Source organism: Streptomyces sp. Z26 (assembly GCF_003665095.1).
In the GTDB taxonomy this organism is placed as follows: Bacteria; Actinomycetota; Actinomycetes; order Streptomycetales; family Streptomycetaceae; genus Streptomyces; species Streptomyces phytohabitans.
The window spans coordinates 6,458,008-6,481,290 of the sequence record NZ_RCHV01000002.1; the positions used below are offsets into that span (position 1 = coordinate 6,458,008).

Consider the following 23,283-nt stretch of genomic DNA (forward strand, 5'->3'; position numbering starts at 1 on the left):
CGGTGCCGCCGCCCGGCGGCGCCACCTCGTGCCCGGCAAGGAGCCCCGCCGTGACCGATCCCCGCCCGTTCCCCCTGGAGCCCGTCCCGATCCACGTGCCCGACGCGGTCCTCGACGACCTGCGCGCCCGGCTCGCCCTGACCCGGCCGCCGCTGGACGAGGGGAACGAGGACTGGTCGTACGGCGTCCCCGCGAGCTACCTCGGCGACCTCGTCGCGTACTGGCGCGACGGCTACGACTGGCGCCGCGCCGAGGCCGCCCTCAACGCCTACGACCACCACCGGGTGGAGGTCGACGGCGTGCCCGTGCACTTCCTGCGCAGAGCGGGGCGCGGCCCCCGCCCGGTCCCGCTGATCCTCACGCACGGCTGGCCGTGGACGTTCTGGCACTGGGCGAAGGTGATCGACCCGCTCGCGGACCCGGCCGCGTACGGCGGCGATCCCGCCGACGCGTTCGACGTGATCGTGCCGTCCCTGCCCGGCTTCGGCTTCCCCGGCCCGCTCACCGGCTTCCCGGACGTCAACTTCTGGAAGGTGTCCGACCTCTGGCACACCCTGATGACGGAGACCCTCGGGTACGCGAAGTACGCCGCCGGGGGCTGCGACATCGGCGGGGTCGTGACCAGCCAGCTGGGGCACAAGTACGCGGACGAGCTGTACGGCATCCACATCGGCTCCGGGCTGCCGCTCGACTTCTTCTCCGGGCCCCGCGCCTGGGACTTCGCCCGCAACCGGCCGCTCACCGACGACCAGCCCGCCGACGTGCGCGCCCGCGTCGCCGAGCTGGACCGCCGCTCGGCGACGAAGCCGAGGTGGCAGACGTACTCCTGGTCGAGTATCGCGTGCACCAGCTCCCGGTCGTACGCCACCCGCTCCCGCGCGCGGGTCGGCGTCGTGCGGTCGGTACGGGGGTAGCCGCCGGTGGCGGCGGGTGTCGGCGCGGTGGTCACGGAGGTCTCCTTGTACTGGTGATCGGACTTGCGACCTGCATTGCACTAGTGCAATACTGTGTTTGTGCTAGGAGAATACCGGATCGTGGGGCGCCGTGCCGCGGACATCGCCGCCAGCGTCGAACAGGGCGTCGGCGCGGGCGACTTGACCCCCGGACAGCCCCTGCCCCCGCTGCGCGACCTCGCCACCGAGCTGGGCGTCAACCCCAACACCGTCGCCGCCGCTTACCGCACGCTGCGCGAACGCGGCGTCATCGAGACCGCCGGGCGCCGCGGCAGCCGCGTCCGCGCCCGCCCCGCCACCACCCCGCGCGAGGAGATCCGCGTCGAAGCACCCGAGGGCGTACGGGACATCGCGCAGGGCAACCCCGACCCGCGCCTGCTGCCCCCACTGGCCGGGGCGCTCGCCGCCGCCGCGGACGCCGCGGCGCGGCGTCCCGTGCTGTACGGGACGGCCGACGTCGCGCCCGCCCTCGCCGACGCGGCGCGCGCGGCGCTCGCCGCGGACGGCGTGCCCGACGGGCCCGTCGCCGTCACCTCCGGCGCCCTCGACGCCATCGAACGCGTACTGGCCGCCCACCTCCGCCCCGGCGACCGGGTCGCCGTCGAGGACCCCGGCTGGGGCAGCCTGCTCGACCTGGTGCCCGCGCTCGGACTGCGCCCCGTCCCCGTCGCCCTGGACGGCGAGGGGCCGCTGCCCGACGCGGCGGAGCGCGCGTTCCGGCAGGGCGCGCGGGCGTTCGTCGTCACCAGCCGCGCCCAGAACCCGACCGGCGCCGCCGTCACCGCCGACCGCGCCCGCGCGCTCCGCGCGGTGCTCGCCGCCCACCCGGACGTGCTGCTCGTCGAGGACGACCACGGGCACGGCATCACCACCCTCCCGCTGCACCCCCTGGCGTCCGGCGGCGGCCCGGAGCACTGGGCGCTGACCCGGTCCACCGCCAAGGCGTACGGCCCCGACCTGCGGCTCGCCGTACTCACCGGGGACGCGACCACCGTCGACCGGGTACGCGGCAGGCAGCGCCTCGGCCCCGGCTGGGTCAGCCACCTGCTCCAGGACGCCGTCGCGCACCTGTGGCGTACCGGCGCGGTCGACCCGGCGGCGGTCTCCGGCGCGTACGGGGAGCGGCGCGACGCGCTCGTACGGGAACTGGCCGCGCGCGGCGTCCCCGCGTACGGCCGCAGCGGCATGAACGTCTGGGTGCCCGTGCCCGACGAGACCGGCGCCGTCGCCCGCCTGCTGCACGCGGGCTGGGCCGTCGCGCCCGGCGCCCGCTTCCGGCTGGGCTCCCCGCCGGGGATGCGGCTGACGGTCTCGTCGCTGCCCGCGTCCGAGGCGGCGCGGCTCGCGGACGGCGTGGCGGCGGCGCTGCGCCCGGCGGCGGCGCGGCGGTACGACTGACCGGCGTCGCCCGTACGCCTGCGCCGGGCGAGGGCGGACGGGCCGCCCGCGCCCCGGTTCCCGGCCCGCCTCCGTACGCTGGACCCATGCGTACGCGCCCCACACTGAGCTGGACGCCCACCGAGGACCTGCCCGCCGCGACCACCGACCTGGCGCCGGTGGTCGCGGCGCTGCGCGCGGGCGGGGTGCTGGTGCTGAGCGGGGCGGGGCTCTCCACCGAGTCCGGCATCCCCGACTACCGGGGCGAACGCGGCAGCCTGACCCGCCACACGCCCATGACGTACCAGGACTTCACCGGTGGCGCCCCCGCCCGCCGCCGCTACTGGGCACGCAGCCACCTGGGCTGGCGCGTCTTCGGCGGCGCCCGGCCGAACGCGGGGCACCGGGCGGTCGCCGCGCTCGGGCGGCACGGGCTGCTCAAGGGCGTCATCACCCAGAACGTCGACGGCCTCCACCAGGCCGCCGGCAGCCCGGACGTACTGGAGCTGCACGGCAGCCTGGACCGTACGCACTGCCTGTCGTGCGGCGCGTACGGCACCCGCCGCGAACTCGCCGTACGACTCCGGGCGGCCAACACCGGCTTCGCCCCGGTGGCCGCGGGCCTCAACCCCGACGGCGACGCCGACCTCACCGACGCGCAGGTGGCCGACTTCCACGTCGTGCCGTGCGCGGCCTGCGGCGGCGTCCTCAAACCGGACGTGGTGTTCTTCGGGGAGACGGTGCCCCCGGAACGGGTGGCGCGGTGCCGCGCGCTCGTCCGCGACGCGTCCGCGCTGCTGGTCCTCGGCTCCTCGCTGACGGTGATGTCCGGGCTCCGGTTCGTCCGGCAGGCCGCGGCCGAGGGCACACCGGTCCTCATCGTCAACCGCGACCCCACCCGCGGCGACCCCCACGCCCTCACCCGCGTCGCGCTCCCGCTGGGAGCCGCGCTGACGGACGTGGCCGCCCGGCTCGGCGTGCCCGTGGACGACGAGCCCGCCGGCTGACGCCGCGCGACGTACCGACCGAGCGGATCGACGCCCTCACCGAGGAGCCCCTTCCGGCCCGCCGACAGCGTGCGGATCACGCGCGTCCACCCGCCGGTGGTCCGGCTCTCCTGAACGGGACCGCGCGGCGCGGATGTACGGACCGACCGGCGGCGGGTGACGTGCGGCACAGGGCGATGGTCGCGCCGGGGCAATAGTTGCGATGACGGGAGTATCTTGCCTAACGTGCAGGTCATGGACGAGCGCGGCGAACTGCACGAAGGGCTGGACACCTTCCTGGGCCATCTGTTCGGCCTCGTGGCGACCGACGAGCTGAACCTCGTGGCCGACGTGGAGATGTCGTTCACGCAGGTCCGCGCACTCCACCTGCTGGCCGCCGCCGACGAGCCCCAGCCCCTCCACCGGATCGCCGAGCGCCTCGGCCTCTCCCTCACCGCCACCGGACGGAACATCGACCGCCTCGTACGGCTCGGCAGCGTCGACCGCCGGGAAAATCCGGTGGACAGGCGTAGCAGACTTGTCTCGATCACCCCGCACGGGCTCGACGTGATCGAGCAGCACCGCGCGCCCCGCCGCAGAGCCCTGCACGCCTTCGTCGCGGGACTGCCGGACGACAGCGTCCGGGCGTTCCTGGACGCGCTGCGTCCGCTGATGGCCGACGACCACTTCGGGCCCGGCCAGCCGGCCGTGCCGTCCCAGCTCTCTCCGACCGACCACGAGGAAAACCATGTCCCACACGGCGGCTGACACCGGCAGCCCCACCGGATCACCCGGTGAAGACGACAACAGGATCACCGCAGACATACTCAGAACCGCCGGGGTCGTCGTCCTCGGCATGATCATGGCCATTCTCGACACGACCGTCGTGAACGTGGCCCTGCCGACGTTCCAGACCGAGTTCGACGTCGACGCCTACTCGACGGTCGCCTGGACCATCACCGGCTACACCCTGGCGCTGGCCGCGATCATCCCCGTCACCGGCTGGGCCGCGGACCGCTTCGGCACGAAGCGCCTCTACCTCTCCGCGCTGGTCCTCTTCACCCTCGGCTCGGTCCTCTGCGCGTTCGCCTGGAACATCGAGGCGCTCATCGCGTTCCGCGTGCTCCAGGGACTCGGCGGCGGCATGCTGATGCCGCTCGGCATGACCATCATGACCAAGGCGGCCGGACCGCACCGGATGGGCCGCCTCATGGCCATCCTGGGCGTACCGATGCTGCTCGGCCCGATCGCCGGCCCCATCCTCGGCGGCTGGTGCATCGACGCGCTGTCCTGGCACTGGATCTTCCTGATCAACCTGCCCCTCGGCGTCGTGGCCGTCCTCTACGCCCAGTTGGTGCTGCCGAAGGACGCGCCGGAGCCGAGCGAGACGTTCGACTTCGTCGGGATGCTGCTCATGTCCCCGGGCCTGGCGCTGTTCCTCTACGGCGTCTCGTCCATCCCCGGCGAGGGCACCGCGGCCTCCGCGAAGGTCCTCGTACCCGGCCTGATCGGCATGGCGCTCATCGCCGCCTTCTCGGTGTGGGCGTTCCGGCCCGAGCACCCGCTGCTGGACCTGAGCCTGTTCCGCAACCGGAACCTGACGGTCTCCACCATCGTGATGTTCGTCTTCGCCGCCTCGTTCTTCGGCGCGATCCTGCTCGTCCCGACGTACTTCCAGGAGGTACGCGGCGAGGACGTCCTCAAGGCCGGGCTGCTCGTCGCCCCGCAGGGCCTCGGCGCGATGCTGACCATGCCGATCGCGGGCACCCTCGCGGACCGGGTACCGGTCGGTCGGATCGTGCCCGTCGCCATCGCCACGATCATCGTCGGCGTCGGCGGCCTCGCCTTCAGCACCGACCCCGACACCCCGTACTGGCAGATCGTCCTCTTCCTGTTCGTGATGGGCCTCGGCATGGGCGGCTCCATGATGCCGATCTTCACCTCGGCGCTGAAGACGCTCCGCGGGCACCAGATCGCGCGCGGTACGACCCTGATCAACGTGATCCAGCAGGTCGCCAGCTCCGTCGGCGTGGCCGTCATGTCGGTCGTCCTGACCAACCAGCAGAACGGCTCCGACGCGATCTCCGCGCTCCGCGCGCTGGGTGAGGCGAAGAAGGAGGAGACCACCCCGCCGGCCTGGGCCGCGGAGACCGCGCAGCGGCTGGGCGACGCGTTGCAGAGCACCGCGCTCTCCGACCTGGCGGACGCCTTCTCGACGACGTACGTCGTGGCCACGATCGCGCTCGTGGTCACGCTGGGCGCGTCGTTGATGCTGCCCCGCAAGCACCAGGAACCGACCGGCTCCGCAGGGGAGAAGGGCGAGGCGCCGCCGCCCGCGCTACTGCACTGAACCGTCCGGTTCGGGCCCCGGGTCGTACGGCGGACGTCGTACGACCCGGGGCCCTTCCGCGTCTCCGGGCGCGTTCCGCCGAGGCTGGCTTGGACTGGGATTCCAACTCTGGACGAATGTGCCAGCGTTGCGTATCGTCGACGTCGGCCCGGGGACCCGCGGGCCGCGACCGGCCAGGTGCCGTGGCGCGGGTCCCTCCGTGGTCGTGAGGAGGACGCGTGGCACGCTCCGCCGCGGGACCGGAACGGGACGGGGGCGGTGACGCCGCGCCCGTCGACGCCGGACCGGTCGGGTCCGACGAGCACGTCATCCGGGAGGCCGAGCGGATCGCCGTCGCGCTCGGCCGGATGTTCCCCGGCCTGTGCGAGGTGGTGCTGCACGACCTGCGGGACCCCCGGCACGCCGTCCGCGTCATCGAGAACAACCTCTCCGGCCGCCGCGTGGGCGACTCCGCGACCGAGCTGGGACTCGCGCGCATCGCGGACCCGGACTACCCCAGCGTCCTCCAGAACTACCCCAACCGGTTCCCCGACGGCCGTCCCGCCAAGAGCACGTCGATCGGCATCCGGAACGCGCGGGGCGACTACATCGCGGCGCTGTGCCTCAACCTCGACGTGTCCGTGCTGTCCCCGGTGACGCTGACCCTGGCCAACCTCGTGGCCACCGGCACCGAACACCGCGGCGCCCCGCTGGAGCACCTCGGGGACCGCAACGCGCGCGAGCTGCGCGAGGCCGTCGAGACGCGCGCCGCCGAACGGGCCGCCACGCCACGCTCGTTGAGCCGTGCCGACAAGCGGGAGCTGGTACGGCAGCTGCACGGGGACGGTTTCTTCGCCTCGCGTGACGCCGCCCAGACCATCGCTGACCTGCTGGGCGTGTCCCGGGCGACGGTCTACAACTACACGAAGTGACCCGGCCCGCGAAGGCCGCCCCGTACCCGCGTCACACGAGGAACCGGAGTCCCCACGGTGCACCACGCACGCCCGCCCGCGCCCGTACCCGCCGCCGTACCCGCCGTCACCGGGACGCTCGCGGACCCCGACACCCCCTTCGCGGTCGTCGACGCCCGCCGGGCGGCGGCCAACGTCGACCGCCTCGCCCACCGGGTCCGGCGGCTCGGCGTGACGCTGCGGCCGCACGTCAAGACGGCCAAGAGCCTGGACGCGGCCGCGCTCGGCGGCGGGCCACCCGGACCGGTCGCGGTGTCCACCCTCGCCGAGGCGGAGGCGTTCGCGGACGGCGGCCACTGCGACGTCACGTACGCCGTCGGCATCGACCCGCGCAAGCTGCCCCGCGTCCTCGCGCTGCTGCGCCGGGGCGTGTGCGTACGGCTGCTGCTGGACAGCCCCGAACAGGCGCGGGCGGTGGCCGACGCGGCGCGGCGCGAGGGCGTACGGGTCCCGGCGCAGATCGAGGTCGACTGCGACGGCCACCGCGGGGGAGTACGGCCCGACGACCCCGCCCTGACCGCGATCGGCCGTGTCCTGCACGACGCCGACTGCCTGGACGGGGTGCTGACGCACGCGGGCGAGTCGTACTTCGCGTACACCCCCGAGGACCGGCTGCGCGCGGCGGAGGGCGAACGGGACGCGGCGGTCGCCGCCGCCCGCGCGCTGCGCGCCGCCGGGCTGCCGGTGCCGACGGTGAGCGTCGGCTCCACCCCGACCGCGCACGCCGCGGAGGACCTCACCGGGGTCACCGAACTGCGGGCGGGGAACTACGTCTTCTTCGACCTCGTGATGGCCGGGCTCGGCGTGTGCCGCGTCGAGGACCTCGCTCTGTCGGTCGTGGTGACCGTCATCGGCCACCGTCCCGAGTACGGCCGGATCGTCACCGACGGCGGCTGGATGGCGATGTCCCGCGACCGGGGGACCGCCGCGCAGGCCCGGGACCAGGGGTACGGCCTGGTCGCCTCGCTCGACGGCGTCCTCGTGCCCGGCCTCGTCATGACCTCCGCCAGCCAGGAGCACGGCATCCTCACCACCCGCGACGGCGCGCCCCTGCCCGAGCTGCCGCTCGGCACCCGGCTGCGCGTCCTGCCCAACCACGCCTGCGCCACCGCCGCCCAGCACCCCGGCTACCACGTCACCGACGGTGCCCCCGGTGGACCCGACGGCGCCCCCGGTGAGTTGTCCGCCGCGCCCGCCGTCTCCGCGTACTGGCCGCGCGTCACCGGCTGGTGACGCCCACCCCGCCCGCCCCCGGGGCCGTACCGGCCCGTGCGGGGGCGTTTCCCACGACACCCCTCGGGAGGACCCCATGTCTGCCGCACCGTCCGTCTCGCTCAGCGACGTACGAGACGCCGCCGCGCGCCTCGCGGGCGTCGCCCACCGCACTCCGGTGCTGACCTCCCGTACGCTCGACGCGTTCGTCGGCGCCGAGGTGTTCGTGAAGTGCGAGAACTTCCAGCGGGTCGGCGCGTTCAAGTTCCGCGGCGCGTACAACGCCGTGTCGCGCCTGCCCGCCGACCGGCTGGCCCGTGGGGTCGCGGCGTACTCCTCCGGCAACCACGCCCAGGCCACCGCCCTGGCGGCGCGCGAGCTGGGCACCACCGCGGTCATCCTCATGCCCGAGGACGCCCCCCGCGCCAAGCGGGAGGCCACCGCGGCGTACGGCGCGGAGGTCGTCACCTACGACCGGTACGGGCAGGACCGCGCCGCCCTGGCCTCGGCGCTCGCCGCGGAACGGGGCCTCACCCTCATCCCGCCCTACGACCACCCCGACGTCATCGCCGGACAGGGCACCGCGGCACTCGAACTCTGCGAGGAGACAGGGGAGTTGGACGCGCTCGTCGTCCCCGTCGGCGGGGGCGGCCTGATCGCGGGCAGCGCCGTCGCCACGAAGGCGCTCCATCCGGGCGTCCGGGTGGTCGGCGTCGAACCCGAGGCGGGCGACGACACCCGGCGCTCCCTGGCGCGCGGCGAACGCGTCGCGGTGCCGGTGCCCCGTACGATCGCCGACGGCCAGGCCGTGGCCACCCCGGGCGAGCTGACCTTCCCCCTCAACCAGCGGCTGGTGGACGCCGTCGAGCTGGTCGACGACGACGAGATCGTGGCCGCCATGCGGTTCGCCTTCGAACGCCTCAAGATCGTCCTCGAACCGAGCGGCGCCACCGGCCTGGCGGCCCTCCTCGCCGGCCGCCTCGGAAGCCCCACCGGCCGGATCGGCGTGATCGCCTCCGGCGGGAACGTCGACGGCGCGCGCTTCGCGGAACTGCTCGGCCGCTGACCCCGTACCCCCGCCCGTACGCCCGTGTTCCCCCGCCCACGGTGCGGGGGAACGGTGCAGGATTCGCGCGCGGCCTCTTCACCGGATTCGGAACGTGGGAGAAGTCACGCCGCGCCGTACGGGGCTTTGCAGGTGTTGGTGATTCCTTTGCGGCCCGTTGGGTGTGACCGGTCGCGGAGTTTCCCCCGGTTGCGGTGCGGGGGAGTTCGGCACGTACGTCACGGAATTCCGACGCTCTCCGTCGTTCCTTCACCTCGTTCACCGCGGGCACTGGTCGGCGCAGTCCAAACGGTTCGGGAATGTCGGGTATGCGGTTCTCTGTGCGGGCTGTCGGCGGGCCCGGGGTGCGCGTACGACTGTCCACGCTTGATCATCGAAAGTCCCGGCATATCCGTTTGATCGCTTTCGCGAAACAAAGGGATCCGCTGACCGCTTGGCGTCCAAATGGGCGTCGCATTGACAAGAAGTGAACGCCTACTGAATATTTGCGGAACGAAAAGAGCGGGATGCGCTCACGCCGTTTTCGTTCTCCTTCGCGTGCGGCGTGAAATCCCGCTGGTGGGCCGGGACGTGGGCGTGTTCAACGGTGATCATTCCCGGACCGGCGCGGAAGCCGAGAAGGGAATGACGGTTGGGTGCCGAACGGCCACTCCTGAGCGTGGTAGTCCCGTTCCAGGACGTCGAGATCTACCTCGCTGAGTGCCTCGAGTCCATCGCCCGGCAGACCCTGGACGACCTGGAGGTCATCCTCGTCGACGACGGGTCCACCGACGGCTCCGCCGCCATCGCTCTCGACTTCTGCCGTCGTGACCCGCGGTTCTACTACATCCGCCAGCAGCCCCACGGCCCCGGCCACGCGCGGAACGTGGGTCTGCGCGCGATGCATCCGGAGGGGGAGTTCCTCGCGTTCGTGGACGGGGACGACGTCATCCCGGAGTACGCGTACGAGTTGATGGTGCGCACGTTGCGGGCGTCTGGTTCGGACTTCGTGTCCGGGAACGTGCAGATGATGAACAGTGCCCGGAAGTGGCAGTCGCCGCTGCACAAGCCGCCCATGGCCAAGGAGCGCAAGGGTACGCACATCACGCGTTTCGAGGCGCTGATCTACGACCGCACCGTCTGGAACAAGGTGTTCCGGAGGTCGTTCTGGGACTACCACTACATCGAGTTTCCCGAGGGGGTCCTCTATGAGGACTCCTGGGTCAACATGTTCGCTCACTTCCGGGCGCGCAAGGTCGACGTCATCACCGATTTCGTGTACTTCTGGCGTCGTCGTGAGGGCACCGCCGCGCCGTCGATCACCCAGCGTCATACCGAGTTGGGGAACCTGCGGGACCGGGTCGCCGCGGTCCGGTCGGTGAGTGGTTTCCTCGGTGCGCACCGTTCCCGCGCGTATCACGACCACAAGCGCAAGTACGATCTCGCCTGCCTCAAGTCGGACCTCATGCTGCATCTGAAGGTGCTGCCCGACGCGGATGAGGAGTTCCGGGACGCTTTCATGGAGTGGGCCGGGGAGTTCATGGAGGCGGCCGACCCAGCCGTTCTCGACGAACTGCCCGCCGACGCGCGGGTGAAGTGGCTGCTGGTGCGGGAGGGCATGCTCGAGGAGCTGCTGGACGTGCTCGCGTTCGAGCGTCGGGGCGGTCCGTTGCCCGTACGGCGGCGTTTCCGTCGCTACATCGACTACCCGTTCCTGGGTGACCGTGGTGTGGGGCTGGACAAGCGGGCGTACCGGCTGGACAAGGAGTTCTCCGTGAACGCCTTGTTGAGCGGCGCGGAGTGGCAGGGCAAGTGGCTCCACCTCAGCGGCTCGGCGTACATCCGTTTCGTGGACGTGCACCGCCGTCACATGTCGGTGAAGGGCCTGGCGCTGCGGAACCGGAAGCAGGGGCGTTTCCTGGTCGCTCCCGTTCGTACGCGGTTCCGTCCGCAGGCCACCGAGCATTCCCGCCAGGACCGTTACTGCTACGACTGGGCCGGTTTCGAGGCGCGGTTCGACACCACGCGGCTGATGCGGCGGGGGAAGTGGGTCGAGGGCACCTGGGACATGGCGACGGGGGTGTTCAGCCAGGGGTTGTTCCGTCGGCGGGGCATCACCCGGGGCGGTGCGGGTACCGCGGCGAACCCGCCGTACCGCTATGTCGACAAGAACACCCGGATCGTGCCGGTGTTCCTTCAGGGCAAGTTGAAGCTCCGGGTGGAGATCGTACGGTGCCGGATCACCGGTCACCGGGTCGTGGACGGGCAGTTGGAGTTGCGGGGGGTCTTCCTCGGGCCGGAGGTTCCGGCCGGGGGCGTGTTCCGGGTGGCGAGCATGGGGGGTGCCGCCCGGCACGAGTTCCCGGTGCGTTTCGAGCCGGGTGGTGCGGGGTGGGCGGGTTTCACCTCCCGTATCCCGCTGGGGGACCTCGTTCCGGGCGCGCGGGGCAGTGACGACGGCGTGCCGGAGTCGTGGACGACGGGGAGCAACGGTTGGCGTACGACGTTCCACGTCGAGGGCCGTGCGTCGGCGCTCTACCCGGTGATGGCCGAGGACGCGGAGGACGGCCACTATCCGGTGCCCGCCGCGTACCAGACGCCGGAACGCGACCGTGAGGTCGTCGTCCACCGCAACGGCGCCGGGTACGTGGTGCTGTTCGAGCGTGCGACGCTGCCGATGCTGACGGGGTTCGCGTGGCGGGAGGACGGCGCGCTGGAACTGACCGGCCGGTACGCGGCTCTGGACCGTCTGACGTCGGTGGAGTACGCCTCCTGTCACCTGGTGGTGCGTTCCCGTGCGCACGGGGCGGAACGGCGTGTGCCGTTGGAGTGGAGCGGCAAGGGTTTCCGGGCGGTGTGCACGCCCGCGTCGTTCCGTACGCTGGGCGGGGACGTGCCGTTGGCCTCCGGGCGTTGGGACTTCTTCCTGCGCCGTCAGGACCCGTCCACCGTCGCGGCCGACGCCGCGGATGGACGACCTGATGGTGAAGATCGAGCAGGACCTGATCCCGTCCTTCCCGCGTACGTACGAGGAGGGGGAGCGGGGTTACGAGGTGCAGGCCGAGGCGTACGACCGGCTGTCGCTCCTCGTCCACTCCGCGATGCCGCACACGGCGCGTGGCCCGTACCGGCAGAACCTGCTGCGCGGCCGCCACTACCCGGCGTTCCGTGGCCGCCCGGTGCGGCCCGCGGTGCTGTACGACGCGTTCAAGGGCACGCAGTTCTCCGACAACCCCCGCGCGCTGTACGAGGAACTCCGCGCGCGGGGAACGGAGTTGGAGCACCTGTGGGTCGTACGCGACGACCAGGTCGTCGTCCCGGAGGGTGTGCGGCCGGTGCGGATGTGGTCCGCGGAGTGGTACGAGGCGCTGGCGACGGCCCGTTACGTCGTCGCCAACAACCACCTGCCCGACTGGTTCCGCAAGCGCGAGGGTCAGGTGGTCGTGCAGACCTGGCACGGCACGCCGCTGAAGCGGATCGGGCACGACATCGAGGCCGTGCACTTCGCGGACAAGCGGTATCTGGAGCGGCTGGAGACGGAGGTGCGGAACTGGGACCTGCTGGTCTCGCCGAACAGTTTCTCCACGCCGATCCTGCGCCGCGCGTTCCGTTTCCCGGGCGAGCTGGTGGAGAGCGGCTACCCGCGCAACGACGTGCTGTGCCGTCCGGGGACCGAGGAGCGGCAGGAGGGGATACGTCGGCGGATCGGGGTGCCGCCGGGGAAACGCGTCGTGTTGTACGCCCCGACGTGGCGGGACGACCAGTTCTACGCCCCCGGCAGGTACAAGCTGGACTTCCGGCTGGACCTGGCCGACGCCCGCGCCCGGCTCGGTCGTGACCACGTGCTGCTGGTACGGCGTCACCCGAACGTGGTGGACCCGGTGCCGGGCGCCGGTGACGGCTTCGTCTTCGACGTGTCCGACTACCCGGACATGGCGGAACTGTCCCTGATCACCGACGTGATGGTGACCGACTACTCGTCCCTGATGTTCGACCACGTCAACACCGGCCGTCCGGTGTTGTTCTTCACCTACGACCTCGACCACTACCGCGACACGCTGCGCGGTTTCTACTTCGACTTCGAGGAGAACGCGCCGGGGCCGCTGCTGTCGACGTCGCAGGAGCTGGTCGCGGCGATCGCGGACATCGACCGGGTCCAGGAGGAGTACGCCGAGCGCTACTGCCGGTTCCGGCGGGAGTTCTGCGACCTGGACGACGGGCGTGCGGCGGCCCGTCTGGCCGACCGGCTGCTGGTCGTCGGCGGTGACCTGGCGGAGACGGGCGCGGGGGCTCCCGCGCCGGGTGCGGCCGGTACGGGGCCGGTGGCGCGGCCGATGACGCCGCTCGCCGGGGTGCGGCCGGGCGCGGAACGGGCGGGCGCGGAACGGCTCGTGGCGGCCGGTCAGTCGCCGGACGTGCCCACCGATCGGCGGCCCGGTCACCGGCAGACGGGCCGGGTGCCCGCTTCTCCTCAGCGTGAGCCGCAGGATCGGCGTCCGCAGAGCGGTGAGCGGGATGAGCGGGTCTTCGAGGACGTGATCGTCTGATCGGCGGCGCCCCCGTCCGCGGCCGTCCGACCCGCCCGGTCCGCCCGTGCCGCTCGGGATGTTCAGGTGGGGTTCACGCGCAGGAGCAGCGCCCGGTGGTCGGAGGCGGCGGTGGGCAGGACCGCGCAGCCGAGCCGGGGGAGCGGCGTGAAGAGGTAGTCGAGCTTGTGGCCGCTTCGGTGGGTGGCCTCCGCCGCGCGGGAGGCGGCGGAGCGTTGGGCGCACTCCCGCGCCGTACGGTACGGCCCGTCGGACGGCCACACCCAGGTGGAGGGGTTCCGCGTCCCCGGAGGCGGCGTGTTGAGGTCACCGCCGTAGACGACGCGGGGGCCACGCGAGGCCGCGACGAGGGTGTGGAGTTGGTCGTCCCGGTACTCCCAGCCGGGGTGCGCGCGGTCGCCGCCGCGGGGGGTGAGGTGCGCGGTGCAGGCCCGTACGTCGTAACGGGACGCGGTGGCGCACAGGGTTCCGCGCTGGAGGCCGTCCTCGGGCTGCGCGCTCGCCGGGTGGGTGACGCGGGTGAGGGCGGAGGCGGCGAGGATCGCGTACCCGGCCCGGTCCGAACGGGGCGCGGCGCAGCGGACGGTGGTCTCCCGCCCGGACGCGTCGCGGTGCGTGTAGGGGCGGAAGGTGCTGTGCCAGGAGGTGCCCAACTCCCGTACGGCGGCGGCCACGTCGTCGGCGCAGGCTTCCTGGAGCATGAGGACGCGTACGTCCCGGTCGCGGGCGAGGCGCAGCAGGACGTCGGTCTTCGCGGCGCGGTCGCCGGTGTCGGCGCAGCCCCAGGCGCGTACGCCGCACACGTTCCAGGTCGCCACCGTCAGCGAGGACGGACGCTGTCCGGCGCCGTCCTCCCGGTCGCGGTCACCGCCCCGGTCCATGAGGACCGTGGCGAGGACGGCGGCCAGGGCGATGGTCAGGGCCGCGGCGACGAGCAGGCGGGTGGGGCGCGGGAGGTGGGGCCGGTGCGGGGGGTGCGTCGTCGGCATCGGACCATCATCGCCGTGGGCCGCCCGCGCCGTCGCACCGGAGGGAGCGGTCGGGCCCCGCCGCCCCACCCCGCGTGCCCCCGCCCCCCGTGCGAACCACCCCGGTTCCCCCACCCCCCACCGCAGTGACAGGACGGAACACCATGGCCAGGCCCACCTCCGGCGGACGCCGCGTACACACCGGCATCGAGTCCTCCGGCGCGCACCCCGTCGAGTACCGCTTCTCCCACGCCAGGAACGGCAACCGGCACCTCCTCGTCGTCTTCGCGAACTTCTCCGCCGAGGGCGGCTACGGCTGGTCCAACGGCGTCTTCGACGACCTCCGGTCGAACATCCTGTGGATACGCGACCGCTTCGACGGCGAGTCCGCGTACTACCTGTGCCGGGACATGGACTTCTCCGTCGAGCAGTCGGTGGTCAACCTGATCGGCCGGGTCCTGAACGCGCTCGGGCTCACCCCCGACCAGTGCACGCTGTGGGGCGGGTCGAAGGGGGGCAGCGCGGCGCTGTACCTCGGTCTGCGCTACGGCTTCCGGAACATCGTCTCCCTCGTCCCGCAGTTCCTGGTGGGGACGTATGTGCGGGACGTCCATCCGCGTACGGCCCGGCACATGCTGGGGGAGGGGGTGCCGGAGGAGCACGTACGGGCGCTGGACGCCGTACTGCCCGACACGGTGCGCTCGGTGCCGGACCGGAAGGCCAACGTCTACCTGCTCTCCTCACCGCAGGACGAGCAGTTCCCGGTGCAGGTCGAGCCGTTCCTGCCGCTCTTCCAGGACTACGAGAACTTCAACTTCGTCCTCAGCGACTCGCCCCACATCTCCGACCACACGACGGTGACGCGGCGGAACGTGCCCCTGCTGATGGGCCTGGCGAACTTCCTCGTCGACGGGATCTCCCCGCGTTTCGGCACGGTGCGCAACGGCCTGGAGGAGGTCGGCGCGGACACCTCGGCCATCGACGCGTACCTGCGGACGACGACCCTGGTGCGCGGTGCCTCGTTCCCGCCGCCGGTCCTCTCCCGGCCCGCGCCGGGTGAGGAACTGCGGGCGGACGGGGTCCGGTTCACCGGTACGGCGCCGGGCGCGGTACGGGTCAGCCTGTGGGAGGACGGGAAGTTCCTGGGCACCCCGGACGTCGCCGCCGACGGCGGCTGGACGTGGGAGACGGGGCACGCGTGGGGCGTGGGGGAGCACTGCGTGCGGGTGTTCGCCGTCGACGCGGCGGGGCACCAGAGCAGGCGCGCGGAGGTCCGCTTCTCCGTCGCCAAGGCACCCACGGCACCCATCGTCTCCGCCCCGGCCCAGGGCGAGGAACGGGCGGCCGACGACATCGGCTTCACGGGGCTGGCGCGGGGCGCGGTGCAGGTGGGGCTGCGGGAGCGCGGCGTGCTGCTCGGGCTGGCGTCGGTGGGTCCGGACCAGGGCTGGTCGTGGACGTCGCCGGAGGGCTGGCGGCCGGGCGCGCACGTGGTGGAGGTGTTCGGGGTCGACGCGGCGGGCGTGGAGACGGCGTCGTACGCGGTGCGCTTCACGGTGACCGCCGAGACGGCCCGGACCTCGGCACGGTGGCCGTCGCCGGAGCGCGACTTCGCCGACCGGTGACGCCCGGAGGCTGCTGCTCGGGTACCCGGAGGGTCGCCCGTGCCGGTCGCCGGGTTCGTGTGGTCATCGAAGGGATCGAGAGGGTCGGCACACCCACCAGCCCGACCAGCGGTTCGTCGTCCACACCGCGGCCCGACTCGTCTGGCGCCCGCGTCCCGCTTCCTCGGCTCCCGGCCCGCGCCGGTCTAGGACGCGGTGGTGGGCGTGGGCGGCGGGGCCATGGCCCAGCGGACGGTGCGGATGAGCAGCTTCCCGGCCGGTTGCACGCAGGCCGCCGGTACGTGTGCCGGTGGACGCAGTTGCAGTGAGGCACGTGCCCACGGCGGGAGGGTGTGGATCGCGTTCGCGGCGAGGACGGCGTACGGAAGTCGCGCCACGCGAGGCAGTGGCGGCTGCCGGAGCACGAAGTGAGCGGCCTCGCGTGCCTCGGTGGTGGGGCGCAGTTCGGGACGGTACGCGGCCAGCACCGCGTGCAGTCCCGCGTGGTCGCGTGGCGGGTCCACGACGCCGAGTGCCTCCGCGACGTGTGCCATGTCGGCGACGTAGCCGTCGAGGCCCGCGGGGTCGAGGGGATGTGCCCCGTACCGCTGGTGGGCGGTGAGGAAGCTGTCCACCTCCGCCGCGTGGACCCATCCCAGCAGGTGCGGGTCGGCGGCGTGGTACGGCTCTCCGAGGGGGGTGCGGCCACGGATCCGCTCGTGTACGGAGCGCACCCGGTCCACGGCCTTCTGCGCGTCGGTGGCGGCGCCGTACGTCGTCATGGCGAGGAAGGTGCTCGTGCGTTGGAGCCTTCCCCACGGGTCGCCCTGGTAGCCGGAGTGGTCCGCCACGGCGGCCATCGCCCGCGGATGGAGGGACTGGAGGAGCAGCGCCCGTAGCCCGCCGACGAACATCGACGCGTCGCCGTGCACCGTACGCACCGGCCGGTCGGGGCCGAACCAGCGTGGGCCCGGGGTCCCGTGGATGCGCGCCCGGTTCTCGCGCCCCTGGGGGCCGGCGACCCGGGCGAAGAGGGCGTTGCCGATCTGCTCGCGCGGGTTCCGCGGTTTCGACGCCGGAAGACTCATACCCTTCAGTGTCCCTCGCCGTCGACCGTGCCGTGTGGGCGGCTGCGCCCCCGCCTCGGGGCCGCCCGTTGGCGGCCCGGGTGACGCGGCCCGGCCGCGGCGCCCGGGGTTCGTTCGCTGCTGTTTCGGGTTCAAGCACTTTCCGGGGGCAGGTGCCGTTCCGGCATGTCGGGCAGTGGCCGCTCCGTCTCGGAGACCTGGGTGAGCCGCCTGGTGAGCGGCCTGAGCGGCGGCGAGGTGAACGCCTTCTCAGCGATCCGCCGTAGCGCCAGCCCGGTACGGGTCCGTGGGTAGGCGACGCGGGTCAGTCCGCGGGGGAGGGACTGGACGCCGTCGACGAGGGGGCGCATCCACGCCTCGTACGCGGTGAGCGCCGCCTCGACGTCGCCCGGGTGCCGGGAGAGCTGGGCGGCGAGGACGTAGCCGCTGGTGAGGGCGAGTGAGGCGCCGCCCCCGCCCAGGGGCGTGACGCACCAGGCGGCGTCGCCGGCCAGGACGGTACGGCCACGGTGCCAGGTCGTCATCCGGATCTGGGTGAGCCGGTCGACGTAGACGTCCTCGGACGCGTCGAAGCCGTCCAGGACGCGGGGTGCCTCCCACCCCGCGTCGGCGTAGCGGGCCCGCACGCGCGCCAGGGCCTCCCCGCGGTCGAGGGGGGTGAGGTCGTCCCCGGGGGTGTAGGAGAGGAGGGCGCGGGTGGTGCCGTGGTTGTCGGGCCGCAGGTGGATCTGGCGGCCGCGGGTGGTGTTGTGCCAGCGCCAGCGGTCGTCGTCGTCGTCCGGCGTACGGGGGATGGTGCCGAAGACCATGGTGATGCCCAGGTCGTACTCGGTGACGTCGGTGTCCGCGAACACCCGTCCGCGCGTGGTCGACCGCACCCCCTCGGCGACGACGAGCAGGCCGCACCGCAGCTCCCGCCCCCGCTCCGTGACCAGGCGCACTTCCTCGGGCCCTTCCGCCACCTCCGCGATGCTGTCGCCGTACACGAACGCGACGCCCTCCGGAAGGCCGTCGTGGAGGACGCGTGCGAAGTCGCCCCGCAGCACCTCCAGTTCGGCGGTCGCGCCGTCCGGGCCGTCGGACGGCAGCTCGGCGGTGACCCTTCCCCGCGCGTCGACGACGACCGTGCCGGTCTCCGTCGTGTGCCGCGCCTTCACCGCCTCGAACAGGCCCATCCGGTCGAGGACTTCGCGCGCCACCCCACGCACGTCGACGTTCTGGCCGCCGTCGCGGAACCCGGCGGCCCGTTCGACCACCGTGACCCGCCACCCCTGCCGCCGCAGCCAGAACGCCGCCGACAGACCGGCGATGCTGGCCCCGGACACCACAGCACTGCGCTCGCTCATCCGTGCCTCTTCTCGTGGATACGTTGATGCCGTCCGCGTCGCCCGACCGGCACCACCCGGGCGCACTGGCCCGACAGCCGTCCCTTTCCGTACGGCACGTCAACCCCGCTCCTCGTCCCGCGAGAGGACGGCGCTTGGTGGTGGGCCCGAGTACATACCCGGGGACGCGTTCTGACCCTGGCTCCCGTGCTTGCTACTCGCTGGAGCGCAGGTCAGCGCCCTTGCCGGTAGCGACCATCGTTGCTGCCGGTAGCAAACATGCCAGCGCCCCCCGGCGCTCCCGGAAACCGGGAACCCAGGTACGGCACGGCCCAGAAAGCGGCGGGTAGTCGGTGCAGCACTGGATCCATGAGCCCATCATCCCTGCGGCCGGGCCAGGGCGGGGTGCGCTACCGCGCATGTTGCCGGAGCCGTTACGGGACGGCCTCGCGGGCCACCGGCGGCCTTGCCGACGGCATCTTTCGCACCGGACGGCTCCCACGCCTCGCAGCCGTCGCGGTTGCCCGCACCGCTTGCGCTGCTGGAGGGCCAGCGCGGGCCCGGGCAGTTACGGGACAACCCTTAGTTCCAGCGGTCTTCGTTGAGGAAGCGGGCGACCGCGCGCCAGGAGTTGGGGCCCATCACGCCGTCGATCGGGCCGGTGTAGCCGTAGCCGCTCGCGAGTCGCTGGAGTGCGGCGTAGGTGTTGGGGCCCGTCACGCCGTCGATCGGTCCGGTGTAGCCGTGGTGGTCACGCAGGTTGCGCTGGAGTGCGGCGTACGTGTTCGCGCCGGGGGCGCCGTCGATCGGGCCGGTGTAACCGGACTCGATCGACAGCCACTTCTGGGCCCTCTGCCAGAACACCGTGCCTGGTACGCCGTCCTGCTCCGTCGAGGTCTTCGGCAGGCCGGTGCCCCCACCGTCGCCGAGGAAGGTGAGTGGGTTGATGCGCACCCCGTTCGGGTCGATCATGTGCCAGTGCGCGTGCGGGCCGGTCGAGGACCCGGAGCCTGGTGCGCCCGGCGCGCCGCCGGAGAGGCCGACGATGCCGCCGGAGGCGATCTGGGCGCCGTTGCCGAGCACGAACTCGGACAGGTGCATGTACTGCGTGCGGTAGCCGTTGCCGTGGCTGATGGTCACGGTGTGACCGCCGGTCCCGTTGTTGGGGATGTTGGTCACCGTCCCGCCGCCTGCCGCAGGGAGCGGGGTCCCGACGGCCATGCCGTAGTCGAGGCCGCCCAGGGAGCCGCGGTCGAGGTGTTCCTGCCAGGTGCCGGTCATCGTGTATCCGCTGAACGGGTTGTAGAAGTCGTCCTGCTGCACCGTGGTACCGGCGTGCGCCGGCGTACCGGTGGCGGCGACCAGCCCGAGGCCGATCGCGCCCGCGCCGAACGCCCCGACGGACCCGCGTATGATCGCGCGGCGGCTGGGCGTGTGGCGGGCGGGCTGATGCTCGTTCACGGTGACTCCTGTGGGGGAGGAGAGGTGCGCTGGGTGTCTGAACGTAAGGGATCTCGGCGGCGGTTGGTAGGGCAGCGCCGGGTGTGAAGGACGTTCGACACGGGACCGGGTTTCCCGGCGGCGGACGGAATGCCGCCCCGGGCCGCTACCGTAGGAAAGCCCTGATCGGCGTGTATTAATCCAGCCTGCAATGGATCATTCGCCGTGCTGCCGATGGGGAGCATGCCATCCTCACCTGCTGCACCGCATAGAGTCAGATGCGCGAGTGCGGACGGGATGTGCAGCGACAAGTAGCTCACTTCCCGCATTACCCAGGTGGTGTCCCGGGCGATCTTTGAGTCCGAGAAGATCGCCCGGGACACCACACCTGGGACGCGGCGGCAGCTGGAAAGGCCGTACAGGCACTCCACGGCTCCCGGCCGGACCCCGCGCGACGGACAGCAGAGTTTGCCCGCCCGGCCACCGCAGTGCTTTCGTCAGCCCGTCCTTGCGACAGCGGCCCGGCATTGGGGCGGTGGGGTCCGGTGCTGCGCCGGGGCGGAATTCTGCCTCTCGGTCTGCCCTTTTTGGGGACATGAAACGAGGACGGTCCGCCGACTTTTTCGGCGGACCGTCGCGGGAATTTGAGGTTAGAAGAAGTGTTTCCGTCCGCCGACGGCGCGTCCGGTTGCGCCTAGTATCCATAGGATGGCGCCCACCAGAATGAGAATTCCACCGATTGTGGTCAGTAGCCCCATGCCGACGAGCATGCCAATTATCAGTAGGATTAGTCCAAGGATTATCACTGTGGCTCCTTCTGTTAAGCCTGGACCATGCGTATGCGCGCATGGGGTATGTCGAATGTTCTGGTGTCTTTAAGTGCCTGTGGTTGGCTCCGGACCGTACGGAGACCCTTCGTCCTGGACTCCGTGTGCCCCACGGCGCCGTGTTCATGCATCTCGAACTTCATAGATGAATCCCGCAGGTGACGAACGTGTGGGGGAGGCAAGCGGAGCGGCGGGCTGAGCTCGCCCCGCGTGGTTCTGTGGCTGTGTGTGGTTTGGAGTTGATGACGGCGTTGCGTCCGCCGACGAGGCCTGTGCGTGATGAGGTGACTGGTAATTGGGTGTGAGGTTCGGTCGTGATGTCACTGGGATGTTCGGCTGTGCGTGTCACCGACGTGTAGACATATCAGTGCTGTTCAGGGCCGATTGACCATGTCGATCATGGTGACAGTTTTCCGAATATTGCAGTGGCATGAACCCGCACTGCTCGGTGTCGTGTTTCCCGTGTCTCCTTTGCGTCGCTGATCATGTTGCTGGGAGGCAGCGGGCGGAGGGGGACGGGGTCAGCGTGAGTAGACGGAGGGGGTGACGCGGTTGCCGGTGACGATGCCTGCGACGACCGCGCGGTCGATTGTCGCGCCGTCGGGGCGGTGGGAGGTGACCCATGTCAATTCGTCGATGCGCTGGGTGCCGGTGGCTTTGTTGGTCAGGTCGAGGACAAGGAGCTGACCGAAGGGGGCGTTGGTGTTGCTGTATTCGGATGCCTGGGTGAGGTACTTGCGTTCGAGATGGTCACGGGTGTTGTCCGTGGAGTCCATCTTGATCTCGGTGAGGTAGCGCAGGGCGCCGAAGTGCACCAGGACATCGGCACGCCCCAGAGCGGCGTCGATGGGCTCGATACTGACGATGTTGTGCAAGGGGCCGGCTTGGAGCCAGCCGTGGAAGTCTCGCTGCAGGTCGTCCTCCAGCGGGGCTCGTTGTCCTTGCTCGGGCTGACGGCGGTAGTCGTAGGGCTTCTCGCCTTTCCTTCCTGGGCCGAGCAGGCTCTTGCTGGTCAGATCGGAGCGGCTCTTGAGGAAGAGCAGTGTCTGTTCGACGAGGGCTTCGAAGGTATGCCTGACCTCGCCTGTGAAGTCGGGGAATGCTGAGAGTTCGGCGATGAGACGGTCGAGTTGAGGGATGATCAGCGGGTCGGATGCCTTGAGGCGAGCGACGTCGCCGTTGTAGGCGATGCCTTCGATGGTGAGCAGTGCGCTGTCGTCCAGGCCCTGGGCGATCCGCAGGGCGTCGTCGAGGCCGAGATTGAGGACGAGGGTGGGAGCAAGGCGGTGCAGCCGGGGGGCGGTTCGTCCGCTCTGATCATCTTCGTCCAAGTCGCTTGACCGCTGCGGGGTCGTGTTCTGCTGCCGGTCCTGCATCCGCTTGCTGAGGTTGGAGGCCAACTGGGCGGCCGTTGTGGCGTCGAAGACGGCGTCAGGGTGCTCGTGTGGTTGCTGTGCGGCGTGTTGCAGGGCGGCGAGGAAGGACTGCTGTTTTAAGAAGCCTTCTTCGATGGCGGGTTCCACCAGCGTTGCTAGGCCGGTGAGTTCGGCGGCGTTGCCGACGGGCTGGACCGTGCGGGCTGAGCGGTAGGCGGCGAGTACCGCGTCCAGCGCACGCCACGGGTCCATCCACACCGGCTGGTGGAGCAGATCGCTCGCCGCGCGAAGTTGGAGGAGCAGACGGCTCCAGGCGATCTCGGCCGACACCCGGGGCTGCAGCCAAGCGGGTTGGTGTGTGCCCAGAAGCCAGGCTGCCCGTCGGTGCATGGCGTTCTCGATCGCGTCCGCGGCGGCGGAGACTTTGTCGGCGTCGTGGGAGGTGAAGCCGAGGAGGGCGTCACAGACCGCGGCGTAGACGCTGGCGTCGTCGCGTGCTTCCTCGGCGGCGCCAGCGGCGGCGAAGTACCTGCGGGCCTCGGCGGTCTGGCGGGTGACATCGGTGAGGGAAGAAGAGCCCAGGGCCTGGCGCAGCCGGTCGCAGCCAAGTTCGAACATCGCGCCGGCGTCTGCGGCTTCGTCCACCGACAACTGCTCCAGCAGGCCGCGCACCGTCGAGGTGACGGCTTCCTCTTGGGCCCAGCAGTCCAGGGCAACCCCGAGGATGCGGGGAACACATTCGAGGAAGTCCTCGGGCCCGTTGGTGGGCAGTTCGTCCAGTGTGCCCCAGACTTTGTAGGGGCTGACGGCCTTGGAGGTCGCCAGCCGTACCGCGCCTTCGAGGCGCGCCGCCGCCAGAAGGGGTGTTTGCCGGAGCGTGTCGGCGAAGCCGTTCAGGAGCGCGTTGTTGAGGGATTTGGCCAGGGCCTGGGTGGTCTGTGGGCTGCGCAGCAGCGCCTCGAGCGTGCTCGTCAGGTGGAGGAAGCTGTGCTGGCCGGCCAGACCTGCGGCGAACGAGGCTGCGGTGTTCGTCCACTGCGCCTCGCCGTGGTCGTAGGCGTGTGCGATGGCCTCGGCGAGCAAGGCGGAGAACGGCCCCGCCGCGACCGTGGCGGCTTCGCTTTCGACGACGTCGTTCGGCAGTGCGATGGTCGTGAAGTTGATCGCCTCGCTGTCGGCTGCCAGGGCGCACAGGCGGTCGGCGAGCCGGGTCACGGCCGCCGCTCCGCCCCGAG

Annotated in this window: 14 protein-coding genes and 3 pseudogenes; 11 read left to right on the top strand and 6 right to left on the bottom strand. The window is 71.7% G+C overall.

Features of this window, described 5'->3' with window-relative positions; translation table 11 throughout:
- Positions 1-50: 50 nt before the first annotated feature.
- A pseudogene (locus D7M15_RS27975) lies at positions 51-788 on the top strand (epoxide hydrolase); the annotation flags it as partial.
- Positions 789-799: 11 nt separating this feature from the next.
- Here D7M15_RS27975 and D7M15_RS29295 read toward each other — a convergent pair.
- Positions 800-949, bottom strand: a pseudogene (locus D7M15_RS29295) (pyridoxamine 5'-phosphate oxidase family protein); the annotation flags it as partial.
- A gap of 64 nt (positions 950-1,013) precedes the next feature.
- On the opposite strand from D7M15_RS29295, the gene D7M15_RS27985 reads away from it, so the two are divergent.
- The 9 genes and pseudogenes from D7M15_RS27985 (at position 1,014) to D7M15_RS29305 (ending at position 13,420) form a co-directional block, all read left to right on the top strand.
- Positions 1,014-2,351, top strand: coding sequence for an aminotransferase class I/II-fold pyridoxal phosphate-dependent enzyme (locus tag D7M15_RS27985; RefSeq protein ID WP_121520035.1), 1,338 nt, complete (start codon positions 1,014-1,016; stop codon positions 2,349-2,351).
- Between the two features lie 86 nt (positions 2,352-2,437).
- The gene (locus D7M15_RS27990) at positions 2,438-3,337 is read left to right on the top strand and encodes an NAD-dependent protein deacetylase (RefSeq protein ID WP_121520036.1); all 900 of its coding nucleotides are present in this window, start codon (positions 2,438-2,440) and stop codon (positions 3,335-3,337) included.
- 234 nt (positions 3,338-3,571) lie between these two features.
- The gene (locus D7M15_RS27995) at positions 3,572-4,084 is read left to right on the top strand and encodes a MarR family transcriptional regulator (RefSeq protein ID WP_121520037.1); all 513 of its coding nucleotides are present in this window, start codon (positions 3,572-3,574) and stop codon (positions 4,082-4,084) included.
- Complete coding sequence (locus tag D7M15_RS28000) at positions 4,065-5,666, top strand: DHA2 family efflux MFS transporter permease subunit (protein ID WP_121520038.1); 1,602 nt, start codon at positions 4,065-4,067, stop codon at positions 5,664-5,666. The genes D7M15_RS27995 and D7M15_RS28000 overlap by 20 nt, the downstream gene beginning before the upstream one ends.
- A 308-nt stretch (positions 5,667-5,974) precedes the next feature.
- Positions 5,975-6,577, top strand: a complete 603-nt coding sequence (locus tag D7M15_RS28005) for a PAS domain-containing protein (RefSeq protein WP_240649751.1) — start codon at positions 5,975-5,977, stop codon at positions 6,575-6,577.
- A 57-nt stretch (positions 6,578-6,634) separates the two neighbouring features.
- Positions 6,635-7,849: an alanine racemase gene (locus tag D7M15_RS28010; protein ID WP_121520040.1), complete on the top strand. Its 1,215-nt coding sequence runs from the start codon at positions 6,635-6,637 to the stop codon at positions 7,847-7,849.
- A 76-nt stretch (positions 7,850-7,925) separates the two neighbouring features.
- On the top strand, positions 7,926-8,894 hold the full coding sequence (locus D7M15_RS28015) for a threo-3-hydroxy-L-aspartate ammonia-lyase (protein WP_121520041.1): 969 nt from the start codon (positions 7,926-7,928) through the stop codon (positions 8,892-8,894).
- Between the two features lie 658 nt (positions 8,895-9,552).
- Positions 9,553-9,975 (top strand): annotated as a pseudogene (locus D7M15_RS29300) (glycosyltransferase family A protein); the annotation flags it as partial.
- 1,879 nt (positions 9,976-11,854) lie between these two features.
- Positions 11,855-13,420 carry a CDP-glycerol glycerophosphotransferase family protein gene (locus tag D7M15_RS29305; protein ID WP_240649533.1) on the top strand — a complete coding sequence of 522 codons (1,566 nt, stop codon included), beginning with the start codon at positions 11,855-11,857 and terminating at the stop codon, positions 13,418-13,420.
- A 62-nt stretch (positions 13,421-13,482) separates the two neighbouring features.
- Here the strand turns inward: D7M15_RS29305 and D7M15_RS28025 are convergent, their stop codons facing one another.
- Positions 13,483-14,409, bottom strand: coding sequence for an endonuclease/exonuclease/phosphatase family protein (locus D7M15_RS28025; protein WP_121520042.1), 927 nt, complete (start codon positions 14,407-14,409; stop codon positions 13,483-13,485).
- A 143-nt stretch (positions 14,410-14,552) separates the two neighbouring features.
- On the opposite strand from D7M15_RS28025, the gene D7M15_RS28030 reads away from it, so the two are divergent.
- Complete coding sequence (locus D7M15_RS28030) at positions 14,553-16,013, top strand: hypothetical protein (RefSeq protein ID WP_121520043.1); 1,461 nt, start codon at positions 14,553-14,555, stop codon at positions 16,011-16,013.
- A gap of 185 nt (positions 16,014-16,198) precedes the next feature.
- Here D7M15_RS28030 and D7M15_RS28035 read toward each other — a convergent pair whose 3' ends face one another.
- The 4 genes from D7M15_RS28035 to D7M15_RS28055 all read right to left on the bottom strand — a co-directional run bounded on the left by D7M15_RS28035 (position 16,199) and on the right by D7M15_RS28055 (position 23,263).
- On the bottom strand, positions 16,199-17,080 hold the full coding sequence (locus tag D7M15_RS28035; RefSeq protein WP_121520044.1) for an oxygenase MpaB family protein: 882 nt from the start codon (positions 17,078-17,080) through the stop codon (positions 16,199-16,201).
- A gap of 131 nt (positions 17,081-17,211) precedes the next feature.
- Positions 17,212-18,426, bottom strand: coding sequence for an FAD-dependent monooxygenase (locus D7M15_RS28040; protein ID WP_121520045.1), 1,215 nt, complete (start codon positions 18,424-18,426; stop codon positions 17,212-17,214).
- Between the two features lie 561 nt (positions 18,427-18,987).
- Entirely contained in the window at positions 18,988-19,866 is an 879-nt protein-coding gene (locus tag D7M15_RS28045) for a peptidoglycan DD-metalloendopeptidase family protein (protein WP_240649535.1), read from the bottom strand.
- Positions 19,867-21,193: 1,327 nt separating this feature from the next.
- On the bottom strand, positions 21,194-23,263 hold the full coding sequence (locus D7M15_RS28055) for a hypothetical protein (RefSeq protein WP_121515597.1): 2,070 nt from the start codon (positions 23,261-23,263) through the stop codon (positions 21,194-21,196).
- Between the last annotated feature and the right edge of the window lie 20 nt (positions 23,264-23,283).

Coding starts and splice junctions, on each gene's coding strand:
- D7M15_RS29305 (WP_240649533.1), top strand. CDS start 11,855: ATGGTGAAGATCGAGCAGGACCTGATCCCGTCCTTCCCGCGTACGTAC.
- D7M15_RS27990 (WP_121520036.1), top strand. CDS start 2,438: ATGCGTACGCGCCCCACACTGAGCTGGACGCCCACCGAGGACCTGCCC.
- D7M15_RS28030 (WP_121520043.1), top strand. CDS start 14,553: ATGGCCAGGCCCACCTCCGGCGGACGCCGCGTACACACCGGCATCGAG.
- D7M15_RS28000 (WP_121520038.1), top strand. CDS start 4,065: ATGTCCCACACGGCGGCTGACACCGGCAGCCCCACCGGATCACCCGGT.
- D7M15_RS28035 (WP_121520044.1), bottom strand. CDS start 17,080: ATGAGTCTTCCGGCGTCGAAACCGCGGAACCCGCGCGAGCAGATCGGC.
- D7M15_RS27995 (WP_121520037.1), top strand. CDS start 3,572: ATGGACGAGCGCGGCGAACTGCACGAAGGGCTGGACACCTTCCTGGGC.
- D7M15_RS28040 (WP_121520045.1), bottom strand. CDS start 18,426: ATGAGCGAGCGCAGTGCTGTGGTGTCCGGGGCCAGCATCGCCGGTCTG.
- D7M15_RS28025 (WP_121520042.1), bottom strand. CDS start 14,409: ATGCCGACGACGCACCCCCCGCACCGGCCCCACCTCCCGCGCCCCACC.
- D7M15_RS28015 (WP_121520041.1), top strand. CDS start 7,926: ATGTCTGCCGCACCGTCCGTCTCGCTCAGCGACGTACGAGACGCCGCC.